Below are 16,410 nucleotides of genomic sequence, written 5' to 3' on the forward strand. Positions count from 1 at the left end.
CGCGCATCAGCCGCCTGAAAGGCGGTGACCTCGGCGCTCGGTAAGCCGTCATTGCCATAAGAATGAAGGACTGTAGTAGCTGGCTTAGATTGCGCACAGCCTGCGATCAAAGCTGAAGAGAGAATAAATAACAGTGCTTTCATCAGGGCTTCCCATGGTTAAGGATGTTGCTGAACAATTTACTAGTCTAATCGATCTTGGAAGAGTCAGGCCTTGGCCTTCGTCAAGGCTACCGGAAACTGCGCTGCCACGCCGCAGCTGGGATGCTTGATTAGGGTCAGATTTACCGCTTTCCGCCTATACCCGCTTGCCAAGCAAATCCAAATAGGAAAACGACCATGACACAACTGATCGAGGCGCTACGCGCAACCGCTGCCAAGTGGCGAGCAGGCAACCAGGGGCACCGTGGCGGCGTCGTGCTGGTGTGGGAGGGGGATGTGTACGGCTGGAAGAATGAATTGCGTGATCCGGCAAGCGAGCGCCCTGGCGTCTACGCGGTGGACAAGGCCGGACTGGTCTTCAAGGCCGAAGGTGGCGACGACTACAACGGGGCGAAAGCGTGGGTCGCTGTTGACCCCGATCAGGAATAGGAAAATCAGCCGTGACCAATCTTAGTGAAGCGCTTCGTGCAACTGCCAGAAAATGGCGGAATGCTAACCAGGATCACCGTGGCGGCGTCGTGCTGATCTGGCAAGGCGCGGTGTACGGCTGGAAGGATTCCTTGCGTGATGCGAGCGATGAGAGCCCAGGCGTATACGCTGTGAATGAAATAGATCACATTTTCATTGCCGAAGGCGGTGATGAATGTAACGGCGCGAAATGCTGGGTTGCCGCTGTCTTGGACAACAAGTAGGAACAGGACCATGCCCACCAAGGCCCCTAAAGCGCCGCTGGCCGACCGCGTGCTAGATGCCGAGACAAGGGCAAGCCAATGGCTTGCAGACGGCAACCAAGCCGCTGAGGCTGGCCGAGTGACGAAAGCAGAGCGCTGCTTTCAGAAGGCTCAATTCTGGCTGGATCGCGCAAATCATCTTTCAGGCCGGGGTGATCGACCGGCTCCAGCACGGTAGGAAAACGACATGGCCACTACGACCCCGCTTGTGCTGTATGTGTACCACTGCGCTAAGTGCGGCCAGAACGGCCAGCTGCATCTGGAAGAAACGGCGCACGAGCTGACGGCGGCCTGCTCGATGTGCGGTGCCGAAGTGCTGGCCGAATGGGGCGGCGGCGTTGAGCTGGCCACCGATCTACCCGAATAACGGAAAACATTGATGAGCATCTTTCAGGAAGACTTAGAAGGTTTTGAACTGGTTTTCAGCGTTCAAGTTGATGAGAGCCGGATGCTTGAACTGCTGGTTGACGAGGTTTTTTCTGGGGACTGCGTTTGTCAGGTGACAAATGCTAGCGGCCAGGTTCTGGAGCGCTCCGAGATTTATCAGGATCAAGCGCACTGTCTGCGTGACGGTCTGAACAAAGCATTGAAGTAAGGAAAACGCTCAGCTGCACCCCAAGCCCCGGCCTAAAACCGGGGCCGCGTCAGTAGAAAGAGTAGGCAGTCTTGCCTATTCTCTTGGGTAGGCAAGATTGCCTATAACTGATAAGTGAGGGATGCGTGGACAATCGCACACGTTATCTGCAACTGCTGGATGCCTATGGCATCACGCAGGCCAAAAGCGCTGAACTGATTGCAGCGGTGACGTCCCGGCCATGCTCGGCGAGAACCGTTCGGTCGTGGCTCAACGATCCTGAAAAGCGAAGCTCAACACCGTGTCCCGATTATGCAGTCGCGAATCTGGAAAAGGCTATTGAGTACATGCAACGCGCATTGGCGCGACGTACCGAAGGTTGAAGGAAAAAAACAGCAACGCCCAAGCCCAGCCCTCGCGCTGGGCCGAGGCTGTATAGAGGACGCCATTTTGGCATCTACCTAATCGAAGGACTGAGACATGCCGCTACCGAAACCCAAAAACATGACCCTTCGCCAGCAGGAAGCCGCCGCTAAGGTTCAATGCTATGACTGGAATGCCGAGCACCAGGAAGGTGTCACCGTCATTTACGAAGAGCGCCTTGGGTCTGGGGATACGATCCAGACCAAAACCTGCGGCAGGGCATTCGTCATGTCCTGTGAGCCAGTCATCATGGTGGACGATGTTTCGGGTGCTGTTTCCTTGGATCACTGCACCGTTGTCGCTGAGCACGCAGCTGCGTAGGAAAAGATCAATGACAAACACCATTAGCCCCGCAGCCTTAATCGAGGCCGCAGACAACGAGCTGGACGCGCTGCGCCGTGACGCAGCGCGCTATCGCGTGTTACGTGAACACTGGTTGCGGATCGAGGAAGGATCGACCGTGCACCGCGCCGGTGGGTTGGATTTGTGGTGCGACGAGCGCCTTCCAGCCGCGCAAGATCCAGCAGCAAAGAGTTAAGGGAATTTCGCTGCACCCAGGAGCCCGCCCAGTCGCGGGCCTTGGCAGTACCAGAGGGCGTATTTCGCGCCTCTCAGTCGAGGGAATGAAATGGGATTGTCTGTAAATCTTAGCGTTCGCTACATCAACGCACTTCGGCAGATGCCGCAGTATCACTGCAACGTCGATAGCTCTGGTCCCTTGATCCACGCTTTAACCGGAGTGCGTGTTTCACCTACCGGTGAGCTTCACGATGAAAATGACACCGTGGGAATCTTGGCAGTCGAGTTTCCTGGTGGTCACAAGATCGAGGTCAATGCTTTTAGTTTTTTCCAGATTGCATTGAAAGAAGCTGCTGAAATCGAAATCAGCACTGCGCCTGGCGATTTTGGAATTCGAGAAGGGAAACAAACACCGGTACAGCTACGCATAACCCAGCTTGGTGAGCATCTTCGACGCAAGCATTCCCTCGACGAATAGGAAAATGATTTGACAGTAACCATTAAAAGCCCGACTAGGCGGACTTTGACGTGGGGGACCGATTTAACATATCCGCCCATCGCCCTCGTGCCTAAATACGTTGCTTCGGCCTTGCCGAACCTGAGGGGCTATTGCCAGTAGGATCAGGTTAAGAAACTGCAGATCGAATCCCGCGTAAAAAGATTTCCAACCGCTGCTTGATGTGTTCTGTCCTGCGCGCCCGTTCTAGAGGCTGCTTGAGGCTTCTTCTTGGGAGCAATGCACCAAAGACGATGTCCATTAGCATGCCCGCATAGACCAGCGGGTCACCGCCCGGCATGCGACCGCTCGCCATTTCCAACTGAAGCCATTCTATCAAAACCTCGCGCGAATGGATGATCTTGTGATCGTATAGATAATCGGCCAGCTCGGGAAACAGCACAGACTCCCGGACGATTAGGTTCAGCATCGCCTCCCGCACGAGCTCGGCCTCATCGTCGATATCCAGACGGAAAATCTGGATCAAGGTCTCCAGCAGCGGCATTTTTTCGCCTTCGGGCCGTGGCAGGTCCAGGACCAAGTGCTGGTACTCGCGGATGACTGTCGCGAACAGTTCGGTCTTGTCGACGAAAACCTCGTATATCGAGCGCTTTGAGACCCTGGCGCGGGCCGCGACCTCGGCCGTGGTGGTACGCGCAAAACCCAATTCGACAAAAGCAGCATGGGCACCTTTCACAATGGATAGTCGGCGCTCATCATCCGCGATCACTTTGGGCCTTCCTGGCTTGCGAACAGGCGCCGCCACGCCCGTTGCCTCTTCACACTTGCGATTCTTTCCCATTGACAATCGAACTTCTCCACAATACGGTACCGATCAAGTACCTTATTTATGCCAGATCATGGAAACGCCGTAAAGCACGCATTACCTGACGACAGCATGCATTGGCATGCCTGACTCTGGTGCCTAAACCATCGAACGAGGAGAACTGAACATGCCACGTGAAACTTCGCAAAGCTCCGGTCCAAGCCCCATCCGCGATCCACGCGTGCTAGATGTTATCAACCGCCTTAACGCCACTCGCCGCCATCCGCAACGTGAGTCTTTCGACGGTCCTACGCGCCATGATGCTGAGGCATTCGCCGACTACGGCTTCTCCATTCACCCCGACCAAGGCGACCTGATCTACTTGCTATGTCGGAGCATGGTCGCAAAGCGGGTCGTGGACTTTGCCACTTCCATTGGCATGTCGGCACTATATTTCGCAGCTGCCGTACGCGACAACGGCGGCGGACAGGTGATCGGTGCCGAGCTGGTCCAGGCCAAGGTGGATATCGCGTGCCGCAACCTGGCTGATGCGGGACTGGCTGATTACGCGGACATCCGCGTCGGCGATGCCCGTGAAACACTACGCGATCTCGGCGGTCCGGTGGACTTCGCGCTGATCGACGGCTGGCCATTGCCGGAAGGACCATCGTTGGCACGCCAGATCATCGAGGTCGTCGCGCCTCAGTTGCGCATTGGCGGCTATGTGCTCAATGACAACGCTGAGCCAGACTTCCTCGATTACATCCGTGACCCGGCCAACGGATTCATTTCCGTTACCCTGCCAATCAAGCGCGGCACGGAGCTGGCACTGAAGATTAGCTGAGAGAATCCACATGCCATCACGACGGCAATTCCTGAAAACTGGACTGGGTGTAGGCCTGGTAACGCTGCTGTCCGGGAGCGGCTTGGGACAGGAGATGCAAATAGGAGCGTTCAAGGCAGGCGCGGGAAGGGCGGACGTGAAATTTGCCTCTGACCTCTATCCGCTGGACGGCTTTGTTGGCCTACACGATCCACTCGCAGTGCGTGTCCTATTGCTAGAGTCCGGCATCGCACGGATGGCCATCGCTGTGATAGACCTGACTTCGATCTCGGAGGAAATGGTCAGCGCGATGAAGGCGACGCTTGCCGAGGTCGCAGGCGTTACAGCAAGCCATACCATCGTTTGCGCCAGCCACACGTTCTCGGCGCCACATGTGTTCACCGCAGACACTGCTCCGCCCGGTACGGATACTTTCCGCAATGCAGCTGCCTTGGTAGCCTTTGAATCGGCACTGCGAAAGGCGACGAAGCAGGCCGTTGCGATGCTACAGCCTGCACGAATAGGTGCTGGTCAAGGTACTACTCGGGTCAACGTCAACCGCGATGTCGCTACGCCCCATGGCTGGTGGCTGGGTGCGGACGATACCGGCTTCGCCGATCCCTCCGTCGGCGTGTTACGCATCAATGGCTCCGGTGGCTGGCCACTGGCGATCGTTATAAATGTAGCGGTGCAGTCCTCAATCACGGACGGCTCCGAGCGAGTGCAGGGCGGAAAGCTGATCAGCGCTGATCTTGCTGGCGCAGTGGCACGCCACGTCGAAGCGCACTACGGCGCTAGCACAGTGGCGCTCTTCCTGATCGGCGCAGCCGGCGACCAAGCCCCCTATCTCCAGGCCAACCGCCATGTCGTCACCGCCGACGGCAGTGTCGGCCGGATCGATATCCACGAAGCTGGCTTCGCGTTGGTAGACATTCTGGGCGAACGCCTCGGCGGCGAAGTTGTGCGTGTTGCCGAGGGCATTTCAGCAAAGCCTGTGACGCGGTTGGACGTGCGACGCGAGCGCGTGGAAGTGACCTCTCAAGAATTCTCTCCACACAATGCAGCGACTGGGCCGGTCACTGCCTTCAGCTACACGCCAGGCATGCAAACGGGGGTGCCGGTGGTATTGATAAGCCTCGGTCCGATCGCGCTGGTAGGCTTGCAGCCAGAATTGGCAGCCAGCATCGGCGCGAAGATCCGTGCGGACTCGCCGTTTCCCCATACCCTGGTTGTGACGATGGTCGATGGCGCGGCCAAGTACCTGCCAGACGAACGCAGCTACGACCGCTATACCTACGAGGCACGCAGCTCGCCCTACGCTCGAGGCGCTGCCGAAACAGTGGCAGTGGCGATCACTGACCTGCTGCAACGGATGGGCACACTTTGAGAATTGCACTGGAGAACATGCGATGCCATCACGTCGAGATTTCTTGATCCTGAGCGCGGGCACCGGGGCGCTGATTGCGATCGGACTGACCGCGTGCACGCAAAAAAATGTCGGCCATGTGCAAAGCGCTACCACGGTTACCAAAGTGTTTGGCGACGGTATCCGCTTGATCGCGGTTGCGGTGGAATACCCCACGCCGGTTAAAAACGCGGATCTGTCCGCAGCCGACTTCAAGGTCGAAGGCCGTACCGTCACCGGTGTCTTCGCCAGCACTTCCACCGACCCGGGGGATCGTGCGGAGGCAGGACGCTTTGCGATCGTGACTTTGTCACCCAAGGACGCTGATGCAGTGTTGGCAAAAAAGCTGCAACCGCCGCAAGCCAGCGATGGCGGGCAATCCAAACCGGCCCAGGATACCCATGGTCCAGGCAACGCTGGCAACATTCCCACCTACGACACGGTTTACAAACCGGCACGGGCTACACTCATAGCGCCAGGCGTGGGAACGCTAACGACGACAACGGCTCGCAACCTGGTTGTTGACGATTTCCGGCAGTTGGAATTCAACGATCCGCATACTGGCAAGACGTTGCGCTACAATCTGTTCGTACCCAAGAACTACGATCCCGGAACGTCCTATCCACTCGTGCTGTTCATGCACGATGCCGGCGCAACCAGCGACATAACGCGTACTACACTGTTGCAGGGATTAGGAGCGATCGCTTGGGCAAGCCCGGACGATCAATCCAAGCGTCCGGCGTTCGTACTGGCGCCGCAGTTCGCTGAGATCATCGCGGACGACGACTCTCACACATCGGACGCACTCGACACTACTATTGATTTGATCAAAGCGCTGTCCGACGAGTACAGCATCGACCGCAACCGCCTCTACGCCACTGGCCAGTCCGGTGGTTGCATGATGTCGATCGCAATGGACATTAAGTACCCGAACTTCTTCGCGGCCACATTCCTCGTGGCAGGCCAATGGGACCCGGTACGGGTGAAGCCCCTGGTCAGTCAGAAGTTGTGGATCTTGGTCTCGCAGGACGACGATAAAGCGTTCCCCGGACAAAACGTTCTCACCCAAGCGTTGGAGCAGGAAGGCGCCAAGATCAGCCGCGCCAGCTGGGACGGCACTTGGACCGCCGAGCAGTTCCGCGCCGCCTTCGATAAGATAGATGCTCAGGACAGCCCGATCAACTATGTCACTTTCGCCAAGGGTACGGTAATCCCGAAGGAAGATTCGGGGTCCGGCGCGAGTGGCCATCGTAACACCTGGCGCATCGCCTACACGATAGAACCGATCCGCGAATGGATCTTCCGGCAACGGAAGTAATTTAAAGAAGAACCGAAACCGCGCGTATTCAGACGACAGTACTCGGCAGAGTGGATGAAGCTTCGGCTATAAATACCCCTAGTCGCTGTTCCTCTATCACTTTAGCTTGATCAGCATTTTCTCTTAGAGGTGATAAAAACCATCACCAGCAACCCGCGAGTCAGGTTTTTCCGGGCTGGACGGACATTTGGCGCCGGGGAGGAGAGCATGACGGCTAAACGAAAGCGCAAGCGCTGAGCGTGTGGCCGCTGATCTCGAATTGACCCATCTGCTGGTGTTTAATGACCCATGCTGGTGCTGAGTAACTCTGTTCAAGCATTGGCCTTTGAGTCGTATTGCGTGGTGCCACATTACGTAGGCAGATGGGGGTAATACCGCGTCAACGGCAACAATCACCTGCCAGTAGCACACAGTCACAACAGTTACGGCCTGCCGCCTCGACCCAATTGGCGGTCTCTTTGGCATCCTCATGCTCGTTCAAATAAGCGATGGCAACATCAGCACCTTCTCGAGCGAAGGCTATGGCCACTGCCCGACCGATCCCGCTATCAGTACCGGTGGTCAATGCCATTTTCCAGCCAGCCGGCCACTCCCGACGTAGCTCTCTTCGCCACAGTCGGGAACAGGGTACATCTGTTGCTGGTGTTGCTGGCTGCCAGGGGCAGCTTGCGGTTGGTCGTCAAACAGAGGAGTCGGGCAGATTTCATGATCGCGTTCCTTAATATGAAATGGGCTGCATGAAATTCCGACTGGCCTGAATAACGGGCGGTTCAAGATTTTTCGGCAAAGGGTTGCACTCGGCCAACTCACAAACCGAGGCACAAAAAAACGGCCTTTCGTCCGCTCTCATTTGATATTCCTTGAACGAAGATCATCGCGCCCCGGACTGATGTTGGGTGAACACGCGAAACATTCAAGCCCTGCCAGGAGAGCGAAATGAAAGCAATTGTCTATAACGGCCCTCGTGACGTCAGCATTCAAAATGTCCCGGACGCGAGAGTGGAGAAACCTACTGACGCTGTTGTGCGCGTCACCACAACGAACATATGCGGGTCGGATTTGCATATGTACGAAGGGCGCACCTCATTCGAGACTGGCCGAGTGTTCGGCCACGAGAATCTGGGAGAAGTGATCGCGGTTGGAGCTGGAGTTGATCGGGTCAAGATAGGTGATCGGGTGTGCCTGCCATTCAATATTGGCTGTGGCTTCTGCGAGAACTGTGAAAAAGGCCTTACTGGCTTTTGCCTGACGGCCAATCCGGGCAGCGCTGGTGCTGCCTATGGCTTTGCGGAAATGGGACCGTATCAGGGTGGCCAAGCTGAGTTACTGCGTGTCCCATATGCCGACTTCAACTGCCTCGTACTCCCCGAAGATGCCCAGGAAAAGGAAGATGACTACGTCATGCTCTCCGACATTTTTCCAACAGGGTGGCACGCTACTGAGTTGGCTGGGCTGCTTCCAGGCGAAAGTATTGCCATCTACGGCGCTGGCCCGGTCGGCTTGATGGCTGCTCACTCGGCCATGATCAAGGGCGCGTCTCAGGTGTTTGTAGTGGATAACCACCCGGATCGATTGGCACTTGCCGCGAAGCTGGGAGCCACTCCGATCAACTCCCTGGAACAGGAAGCGGTTGATCAAATTCTCAACCTGACGCACGGTAAAGGTACTGACCGTGGCTGTGAATGCGTGGGTTATCAGTGCTGCGATAACCATGGCCATGAGGCAAACCACCTCACGATGAACAACCTTGTTGCTTCGACCAAGGCAACGGGTGGAATTGGCGCCGTGGGAGTTTTTGTACCCCAGGATCCTGGTGCCAAAAACGAGCTCGCGAAGGAAGGCAAGATGGCGTTCGACTTCGGCGCATTCTGGTTTAAAGGCCAGCAGTTGCGCACCGGCCAGGCCAATGTAAAAGCTTATAATCGCCGCCTTGCCGAGCTTATTCACCACGGGCGTGCATCCCCTTCGCAGATCATTTCTCACAGTCTGAAACTTGAGCAAGGCCCTGAAGCCTACAAGCATTTCGACGCACGTGATGAAGGATGGACAAAGGTCATCCTTAAACCTGCTGCATGATTTTTTTTGAAGGATCGGCCGGGAAGCAGGCGTCTTAACGGCGGATCCTTCCACGATTACTTGGAGCTACACATGATCAGACTTAACAACAAAATGCTGGTGCTTGCCTCCGCTGTTGGTGCCGTCGTCGTCTTGCTGGCCGGGTGCGCACGAGACCCTGAAAAGCATTCTGTCTCCGAGCTCGCTGTGGGCGGGACTAAAAGCATGTTCCGTACTGACTCGGACATGCAGAAGGTGCTCAACAAATATGCGAGTTTCGATGCCAAGGCTGTAGAGAAAACGACACCGACCGAGGCGCGGCTTCAGCCCACGATTGCGGATGCTGTGAAGGGGGTTCTGGCAGATCAGAAAAAGGACAGCACGCCGACCACGCTCGTGCCAGGTGTCACTAGCCGCGATACGACTTTGCCTGGGGCGGCGGGCTCTTTGCCTGCCACGGTATACACCCCCGAGGGGACAGGCCCGTTCCCAGTCATACTCTATTTCCATGGTGGGGGCTGGGTGTTCGCGGATCGCAAGGTTTACGACGGCGGCGCGCGTGGGTTATCCAAAAAGGCCAACGCCATCGTCGTGTCTGTGGATTACCGCTTGGCGCCCGAGCATAAATTCCCTGCTGCGCACGATGACGCGGTGGCAGCCTATCGTTGGTTGACGAGTAATGCCGCCTCACTGAATGGCGATCCAAAGCGTCTTGCCTTGGCAGGTGAAAGCGCCGGGGGCAACCTTGCGGTCGCTACTGCCGTAGACGTCCACAAGGCTGGACTAACCGCACCTAAACACGTCCTCGCGGTGTATCCGGTAGCCCAGTCCAGTACTGAAACAGAGTCCTACCTCAAGTATGCCGATGCGATTCCTCTGAATCGTCCGATGATGTTGTGGTTCATTGCCCACGTGACGAAAAGTCCTGCAGACGCCAAGGATCCCCGTATAGACCTGGTGCATGCGGATCTCAAAGGCCTACCGCCAGTGACCATCATCAACGCGGAAATTGATCCGTTACGTGATGACGGGGCGCAGCTGGAGCTAGCTCTGCGTGGGGCGGGCGACAGTGTTGAGCGAAAAGTTTATAGCGGTGTGACGCATGAGTTTTTCGGCACTGCTGCGGTGGTTCAAAAGGCTGAAGAAGCACAGACCTATGCAGGTGAACGCGTCAAGGCCGATCTAACGAAATAGAGTTCTAATAGGCGCCTTGTCAAATGGCTCAGCTCTATGCGCTGAGCCTCTCGCCTCTCGCCTCTAATTTCAGTCTGCGCATCCATGGAACGCAGGGTGTCCCGATATTCCAGAATTTGGCCTTCCCGGTGAGGAAGTGTATCTACGTGTTGGCGTTCACGGAGGCGCGAATAGCGGTTTTGGTATGATTCACGTTTGGGAAGCCCATGAGGCTGACTTGCTTAAACACGGCTGCGAAAAAATTGATGACGTAGCTGCGCTCATTGCGAAAATGATTGCTCCAAGAACTCAAATTTACTGCGATTCATGTTATCTCCCGGATATAAATGCCAAGCGGCAAGCCAACCCGATGAACACCGCACCGAGAATTTGATTAAGGCGCTTGGCAATCTGGGCATTTGTAGCCAGCTTGCTCCCAACCTTACTCGCCAACAAAATCACAGATCCGTTCACGAGCAAGCCAATGACGTTCAAGATGGTTGCGAATAGCAGCATCTGAGCGATCATCGAACCCTTCGTGGGGTCAAGGTAGAAAGACTTCATAGATTCGTCATCAGATTGACTGTAAGACAACGACGCATGCAGCTTCCGTACCCTGAATGCTGTCTGTTTGCGCAGAGCGTCTACCGCTGATCTGGCCACGCGAAAGAGGTAGGACGGTCATTGCGTCATTACCGCAAGGCGCGCCGGCCTGCAGGCCACATTGCACCAGATCGATTAAAAGGGGACTTGGCGCAAACCATTCGACTTAGAAATCGATGGTGCCCGAGACTTTGACCAGACGCGGGTCGCCCTGGCTGAGATAGCCACCGTTGGCTGAGGCCCAGTAGTTCTTGTCGGTGATGTTCTCCACATTGACGCGCAACGTCAGGTCCCTTTGATCGACTTTAAGTTTGTAGCGCGCCCCGGCATCGAACCGATTCCAGGTTGGAAGGCTCAGATTATTGGCCTGATCCGCATACTGGCCTCCAGTACGTAGCATACGGGCGCTGAGGGCGGCTCCCTCCAGGCCAGGAACGTCCCAGTCGACGCTCGCATTTAGCTGGAAGGTGGGGACCCCGATGGCATGGTTGCCATCAGTTAGCCCGCCCGCGGTGTTCTTCAGCTCCGAGGTCATGCGCGTGCCGCCTGCCATCAGGCGAACGCCTTCGATGGGCTCACCAAACACGCTCAGCTCAACGCCTTTGTTCACCTGCTCGCCGTCGCGAATGTAGAGGCGCTGGGTCGCATCGACGTAGCCATCGCTGGGCTTCTCGATGCGGAACACGCCGAGATTTGCGCCGAACGATTGCATGTCCAGCTTGATACCCGCTTCCAGTTGCTTGGTGCGGCCAGGCGGGAAAGCTTCCCCAAGGTTGGTGACGTTGGTACCGGATGCGACCGGCCCTTTGGCCAGGCCTTCAATGCGGTTTGCATACAGGGAGACTGTGTCAGTCGGTTTATAGACGATGCCGTACACCGGAGTGGTGATGGATTCGTCGTAAAGCGAAGTACGGCTGCCATCATTGGCCGGATTAGCCACGCCGTTGGAGGTGGTGCCGTCGTACGAGTAGTTCTCTACGCGCAGTTGCTGACGGCGTACGCCATAGGTCAGCAGCAAACTATCGTCGAACAAGCCAACGGTGTCGGAAACGGCCAGGCTTCGGTTGCGGGTTTTGCCGGTGACACCCGGATCGCCCATATCGCCGCCGGTGAGGGAAACCGCCGTTGGCTTGGGCAGGTCAGGTGTGGTGTAGATATTGGTATTCCCGGTGACCGAGCGGTAGAAGGTGTAGGCGTTCTCTTGCTGGGTCCAGAGGGTGGAGGCGCCAATCGCGATCTGATGACTGACCGGCCCGGTTTGAACATGACCGTTAAGCCCCGCTGCAAAGCTGGTGTTGTCCTCATTGTGCGGAATCTCAGAGCCGCCCACAGTTGCAACTCCGTTATTACCTACGAGGGTTGGCGTGCCGTATACACCAGTTTCACGCGTATGCTTGGCGCCCCCTGCAAGGTAGGCAGTCCAGTTTTCATTCAGGTCCCAGTCGCCACGCATCATGCCGAACGTGTCTTCGGTCTCGGCATTCGTCCAGTCCTGGCCGTAGTTGTGGCTGGCGTCCGGGGCGGTCGGGATTTTGGTCGCATTACCCAATTGCACGGTGTTGCGTAAACCGTTGATGCGCTGTTTTTGGTAGCCAAAGTCGGTAGAGACGCGAAAGGTGTCACCACGATAATCGAGTCCCGCGACAAACAATTTGGTGCGCTGGTTTTCGTCATCAATCGCAGTGTCGCCTTCGCGTTGGCTAAGGTTGACTCGCGCTCCGAATCGATTGCCCTCGCCGAAGCGTTGGCCAAGATCCAGGTGCTCACCAACGCGGCCGTCAGAACTGATGTCTTGGGTGTAACGGCGAGTCGGCACGTCTTCAGCACGCTTGGGCTGCAGATTCACGCTGCCACCCAAGCCCGTACCGGTGGGGCTCACGCCGTTGATAAAAGCGTTGGGGCCTTTGAATACTTCCACCCGCTCAATCGCGTCCGTGGAAAGAATTTGCCGAGGAAGGACTCCGTACAAGCCGCCGTAGGAGATATCGTCGCCTGCCAACGGCAAACCGCGGATCACAAATATCTGCGACTGGTTACCGAAGCCGTAAGACTGGCGCACCGACGGGTCGTTAAGGAGTACGTCTCCCACATCTTCAGCCTGCTGATCCTCGATAAGCTGGGAGGTATAGCTGGTCATGGTGAAAGGCACGTTCATGTTGTCCTGATTACCCAGAACACCCATCTGCCCGCCACGAGCGACCTGACCACCCGCATAGACCTCAGGCAGCGTGTTGGAATTGGCCTTGACGGCATCGGCGTTTATGTCAGTAGCACCGAGCTCCACCGCAGAGTCGGCAGCATTGGCGATGAAGCTCGCAGAGCAGCAAAGCGCAAGTACGGTGGGGCGAAACGGATGCGAAAGGAACATTACGGGCTACCCGGAAGGTGATCAGAAAGGGGTTGAAGCCTCCTTGGCAATGCGAGCTATTCTCATGTGAGAATGATATCAGAAAGCTTCAGGAGATAGTCAGTTGAAATCACAAATTTTTCACATCGCATATTCTGCCAATGCCCTTGAGGAGCAGACCTAGACCTGCTCGCCACACGCGCTGCTTCTGAGGGTGATACTCAAGGTTTCCCTCGTCCCGTCGATAGCATTTCATGACAATGCGAGTGTCTGGGATGTCCATCTGCCGGTTACAAACCAGAATCCAGCAAGGGGAAAAGTAGCTGCACCCTCACGCCCGCCCTGTGCGGGCCGAGGTCGTAAAGGGATAGCGATTTTCGCGTCCGCGAAAAGCAGAGAAGTGCTTATGACCGAAGTAACCATCGACGCGCTCAGGAAAATTGACGGGTGTCAGGTCGCGATGCTGGCTCAGCATGAGCGTGAGGTATTGCGTGAGTTTATGGATCGAGGTCGCAAACTAGGCGTGTGCATCGCTGGGTTTGATACAGACACGGACGTGCAGGGATGGGAAGAAATGAACTCAGCCCGAGCACTGGAAATTCTGGCTGTCGCGAACAGCTACGTCCGACTCCGTTTCTCGTAGGAAAACATGCTCAAAGCACTCTCCTGTTGCCTGCTACCCACCGCCGTCCTAGCAGCTGGAACAGTTTTGGCTTCGCCGGATAAGGTGAGGCTGGATTGTGCCTCTATCTATGAGCACTTGGATCGCATGGGTCGCCTTAGCCTCAACATGCCGCTCCATGGACCTGGCGCTGACATCCTGAATACATACCGGGACCGACTCTGTTACCTGGGAGAAGATGTGTCCCAAGCGGCTGCCGGCCAAGGCTTGACGATGACATCCGGCATTCACCCCCTGAGCAACGTCGCGCTGATCGCCGCAAACAAGCTGCGCCCTGACGACGGAGCTACAGAAGCTGCGATTGTTCTGATTCAGGCAGAAGGAGATGCTATCCAAAGGATCGTCCTGGTATCGACTGCGATGGACCCTGAGCTTAAGGTCGAGGACTTCCATATCGGCGGATACGACGAGCTGCGCGATCTGGCGTACATAGAGGCGCATACCGGCGCCAACTCGTCCTCGATCTTTACTCTCGATATGGCAGCCCTTCTACAGGGCGAGACGCCGAGGGCAAAGTTTTTCGCATACGGTCGAGTGGTTTACGTCGATGGCCATTACTTCGGGACGAGCTGGAGCGGTCCTGGCGACGTGGTCGTCTCACGTACCAAGATCGTAGAAGGAGAGGGACGGGTCGAGTACTTCTTAAAACTGGGCAAAGACGGCAAGGAAATTTGCGAGGTAAGCCCGGAATCTCGCCGCGACTGCATGAAGTAGGGGCGCCACGATGGGCAACGGAAAAGGGTGGCGGCGCAGTAACAGTAGCCTCCCTGTTTTTCTGAATGAATACCTTACGTGGCATGTCTCATGCGCTGACGGCTCCATTCCGGCGCCGGCATTGCCAGGACTCCCCACATGACTTCACCTCTTAACGTCGTCGCGATCATGAAAGCCAAGCCAGGCAAGGAAGCGCAACTGAAAAACCTACTGCAATCCGCCCTGCCGCAATTCCAGCACGAGCCTGGGTGCCAGGCCTATGCGCTGTTGACGGATCTCGAAGACCCCGCCCGCTTTGTTTCCTACGAAAGCTGGGACGATGAAGCGGCATTGCAAGCGCACATGAAGGCCCCGACCCTGACAAACGCTATGCCGGTTCTGGAAAATATCCTAGCCGAGCCCATGCAGCAGATTCGCCTTAATCAATTGCCGGGCAGCACCGTCTAGGTCGTGGTATGCCATGCACGCGGGATTGACATCCGATCAAAGGGAATGAGTCATGAAACATATTTTCTTCACTTCGTTGTTTGTTTTTAGCCTGACCGCTACAGCTGCACAGCAAAGCCTCAATCTTCCAAGCTGTGACATCCAAAACCAACAAGAAATAGCCGGCGAGACTGGCGGGCAGATCAGCGATCCAGGACAAGCACATATCTCAGTAAGAGCGAATGTTCTAAGTGCCGATATCAGTACCTCAAGAAAAGGCCGTCGCATTACCGAGGTTGAAGCACAGCGCATGGTGAAGCGTGTAGAGGACGTCCGGAATGAAACTAATCGGTTCGTCGAGCAGCAGGGTTTCTTGAGCGCGGCAGAGAAAGCTAGCTTTGACCGTGAGTTCGATGCCATTGCGATGCAGCTGTGTAGGTAAGAAAAATTGAGCAACGCCCAATTCCCGTCACGAGTGGGGCTGTGGCCGTAGAGGAATACCGTGATCGTACCCTGATCGAGCAGGAAAAGCGGCTATCGCGCCTGAGGGCTTGATGGCTGCTGGTAACCACGGCGACAAGTCACCCTGTCCACCACCAGCTACACAAATAACGGAAATGCCATGGGCATTATCAAGATCGAGCAGGATAACCCCAAAACCGTGATGCGCATTCGTGACAGGATTGCCGCCGTCAGCGATGGGCCCAACGATCTCTTGGTGAGTTACTACCATGCTTTGGCCCTAGGCTGGATTATGGCCTTGGGCCTAGAAAACGTGATCAGCCCAAGCATGAGAAGCACCTTGGAGACCGAGCTGAAACAGACACATCAGGCTAGGCAGACTCAGGTCCAGCCGATCAGGCCGAGTATCTAGGAAAACCTCGCTCGACTCGGCAGCCCACATAGTGCGGGCTAAGCTCAATGGTCGTCGGTAGCCTCGACTACGACAGAGTTCTGAGCCATTCGAATTTTTGAGCTCAAAGATTTTTCGCACAGATTGGCTGTGATCGGGCATCAAGCAGCGGTTCGCTACGGAGTTGTCCATCAGGTGCAACACCTTGGTAACGGGCGCAGCCCTTGGGGTCGTACTCAATGCGCGCTTTCTGATACTTGAGTCGCGCATCAGCCGCCTGAAAGGCGGTGACCTCGGCGCTCGGTAAGCCGTCATTGCCATAAGAATGAAGGACTGTAGTA

22 protein-coding genes and 1 pseudogene are annotated in these 16,410 nt (G+C 56.2%); 18 read left to right on the plus strand and 5 right to left on the minus strand.

Annotated elements, in window-relative coordinates; translation table 11 throughout:
• The first annotated feature begins 338 nt into the window (after positions 1–338).
• The 8 genes from IFT99_RS25810 (at position 339) to IFT99_RS25845 (ending at position 2,886) form a co-directional block, all read left to right on the plus strand.
• Positions 339–590, plus strand: coding sequence for an antirestriction protein ArdR (locus IFT99_RS25810; protein WP_192136123.1), 252 nt, complete (start codon positions 339–341; stop codon positions 588–590).
• Between the two features lie 11 nt (positions 591–601).
• Entirely contained in the window at positions 602–853 is a 252-nt protein-coding gene (locus IFT99_RS25815) for a hypothetical protein (protein ID WP_192133369.1), read from the plus strand.
• 226 nt (positions 854–1,079) lie between these two features.
• A complete protein-coding gene (locus IFT99_RS25820) occupies positions 1,080–1,259 on the plus strand; it encodes a zinc ribbon domain-containing protein (protein ID WP_192136125.1) in 180 nt (59 codons plus the stop codon).
• 12 nt (positions 1,260–1,271) lie between these two features.
• The gene (locus IFT99_RS25825; protein WP_192136127.1) at positions 1,272–1,487 is read left to right on the plus strand and encodes a hypothetical protein; all 216 of its coding nucleotides are present in this window, start codon (positions 1,272–1,274) and stop codon (positions 1,485–1,487) included.
• A 125-nt stretch (positions 1,488–1,612) separates the two neighbouring features.
• Entirely contained in the window at positions 1,613–1,849 is a 237-nt protein-coding gene (locus IFT99_RS25830) for a hypothetical protein (protein WP_192136129.1), read from the plus strand.
• A 97-nt stretch (positions 1,850–1,946) separates the two neighbouring features.
• On the plus strand, positions 1,947–2,210 hold the full coding sequence (locus tag IFT99_RS25835; RefSeq protein WP_192136131.1) for a hypothetical protein: 264 nt from the start codon (positions 1,947–1,949) through the stop codon (positions 2,208–2,210).
• Positions 2,211–2,220: 10 nt separating this feature from the next.
• Positions 2,221–2,427 carry a hypothetical protein gene (locus IFT99_RS25840; RefSeq protein ID WP_244657075.1) on the plus strand — a complete coding sequence of 69 codons (207 nt, stop codon included), beginning with the start codon at positions 2,221–2,223 and terminating at the stop codon, positions 2,425–2,427.
• A gap of 90 nt (positions 2,428–2,517) precedes the next feature.
• Complete coding sequence (locus tag IFT99_RS25845; protein WP_192136133.1) at positions 2,518–2,886, plus strand: hypothetical protein; 369 nt, start codon at positions 2,518–2,520, stop codon at positions 2,884–2,886.
• 148 nt (positions 2,887–3,034) lie between these two features.
• Here the strand turns inward: IFT99_RS25845 and IFT99_RS25850 are convergent, their stop codons facing one another.
• Positions 3,035–3,706 (minus strand): TetR/AcrR family transcriptional regulator, encoded by a 672-nt coding sequence (locus IFT99_RS25850; protein ID WP_192136135.1) that lies wholly within the window; start codon positions 3,704–3,706, stop codon positions 3,035–3,037.
• A gap of 151 nt (positions 3,707–3,857) precedes the next feature.
• Between IFT99_RS25850 and IFT99_RS25855 the strand changes: the two genes are divergently transcribed.
• The 3 genes from IFT99_RS25855 (at position 3,858) to IFT99_RS25865 (ending at position 7,216) form a co-directional block, all read left to right on the plus strand.
• The gene (locus tag IFT99_RS25855; RefSeq protein WP_192136137.1) at positions 3,858–4,514 is read left to right on the plus strand and encodes an O-methyltransferase; all 657 of its coding nucleotides are present in this window, start codon (positions 3,858–3,860) and stop codon (positions 4,512–4,514) included.
• A gap of 136 nt (positions 4,515–4,650) precedes the next feature.
• Complete coding sequence (locus IFT99_RS25860; RefSeq protein WP_244657076.1) at positions 4,651–5,880, plus strand: hypothetical protein; 1,230 nt, start codon at positions 4,651–4,653, stop codon at positions 5,878–5,880.
• 22 nt (positions 5,881–5,902) lie between these two features.
• Complete coding sequence (locus tag IFT99_RS25865; RefSeq protein ID WP_192136141.1) at positions 5,903–7,216, plus strand: peptidase; 1,314 nt, start codon at positions 5,903–5,905, stop codon at positions 7,214–7,216.
• 391 nt (positions 7,217–7,607) lie between these two features.
• On the opposite strand, the pseudogene IFT99_RS25870 reads toward IFT99_RS25865, so the two are convergent.
• Positions 7,608–7,918, minus strand: a pseudogene (locus tag IFT99_RS25870) (SDR family oxidoreductase); the annotation flags it as partial.
• Between the two features lie 234 nt (positions 7,919–8,152).
• Here IFT99_RS25870 and IFT99_RS25875 point away from each other — a divergent pair.
• Together IFT99_RS25875 and IFT99_RS25880 are read left to right on the plus strand one after the other, a co-directional pair.
• The gene (locus IFT99_RS25875; protein ID WP_192136143.1) at positions 8,153–9,292 is read left to right on the plus strand and encodes a glutathione-independent formaldehyde dehydrogenase; all 1,140 of its coding nucleotides are present in this window, start codon (positions 8,153–8,155) and stop codon (positions 9,290–9,292) included.
• 72 nt (positions 9,293–9,364) lie between these two features.
• Positions 9,365–10,465 (plus strand): alpha/beta hydrolase, encoded by a 1,101-nt coding sequence (locus tag IFT99_RS25880; RefSeq protein ID WP_192136145.1) that lies wholly within the window; start codon positions 9,365–9,367, stop codon positions 10,463–10,465.
• A gap of 309 nt (positions 10,466–10,774) precedes the next feature.
• Here the strand turns inward: IFT99_RS25880 and IFT99_RS25885 are convergent, their stop codons facing one another.
• Positions 10,775–11,008 carry a hypothetical protein gene (locus tag IFT99_RS25885; RefSeq protein WP_244657077.1) on the minus strand — a complete coding sequence of 78 codons (234 nt, stop codon included), beginning with the start codon at positions 11,006–11,008 and terminating at the stop codon, positions 10,775–10,777.
• Positions 11,009–11,213: 205 nt separating this feature from the next.
• Entirely contained in the window at positions 11,214–13,415 is a 2,202-nt protein-coding gene (locus tag IFT99_RS25890; protein ID WP_192136147.1) for a TonB-dependent receptor, read from the minus strand.
• 385 nt (positions 13,416–13,800) lie between these two features.
• Here IFT99_RS25890 and IFT99_RS25895 point away from each other — a divergent pair, with 385 nt between their 5' ends.
• From IFT99_RS25895 to IFT99_RS25915, 5 genes are all read left to right on the plus strand, one after another.
• On the plus strand, positions 13,801–14,037 hold the full coding sequence (locus IFT99_RS25895) for a hypothetical protein (RefSeq protein WP_192136149.1): 237 nt from the start codon (positions 13,801–13,803) through the stop codon (positions 14,035–14,037).
• Positions 14,038–14,289: 252 nt separating this feature from the next.
• Positions 14,290–14,790 carry a hypothetical protein gene (locus IFT99_RS25900; protein WP_192136151.1) on the plus strand — a complete coding sequence of 167 codons (501 nt, stop codon included), beginning with the start codon at positions 14,290–14,292 and terminating at the stop codon, positions 14,788–14,790.
• A gap of 138 nt (positions 14,791–14,928) precedes the next feature.
• On the plus strand, positions 14,929–15,237 hold the full coding sequence (locus tag IFT99_RS25905; RefSeq protein ID WP_192136153.1) for a putative quinol monooxygenase: 309 nt from the start codon (positions 14,929–14,931) through the stop codon (positions 15,235–15,237).
• 52 nt (positions 15,238–15,289) lie between these two features.
• The gene (locus tag IFT99_RS25910; protein WP_192136155.1) at positions 15,290–15,658 is read left to right on the plus strand and encodes a hypothetical protein; all 369 of its coding nucleotides are present in this window, start codon (positions 15,290–15,292) and stop codon (positions 15,656–15,658) included.
• A gap of 180 nt (positions 15,659–15,838) precedes the next feature.
• Entirely contained in the window at positions 15,839–16,090 is a 252-nt protein-coding gene (locus IFT99_RS25915) for a hypothetical protein (protein ID WP_192136157.1), read from the plus strand.
• Between the two features lie 103 nt (positions 16,091–16,193).
• On the opposite strand, the gene IFT99_RS26150 is transcribed toward IFT99_RS25915, so the two are convergent.
• Positions 16,194–16,410: hypothetical protein (locus IFT99_RS26150; protein WP_206758801.1), on the minus strand; the 217-nt coding region annotated here is incomplete at its 5' end.

Origin of the sequence: Pseudomonas sp. CFBP 8772, assembly GCF_014841665.1 — a bacterium.
Taxonomy (GTDB): domain Bacteria; phylum Pseudomonadota; class Gammaproteobacteria; order Pseudomonadales; family Pseudomonadaceae; genus Aquipseudomonas; species Aquipseudomonas graminis_B.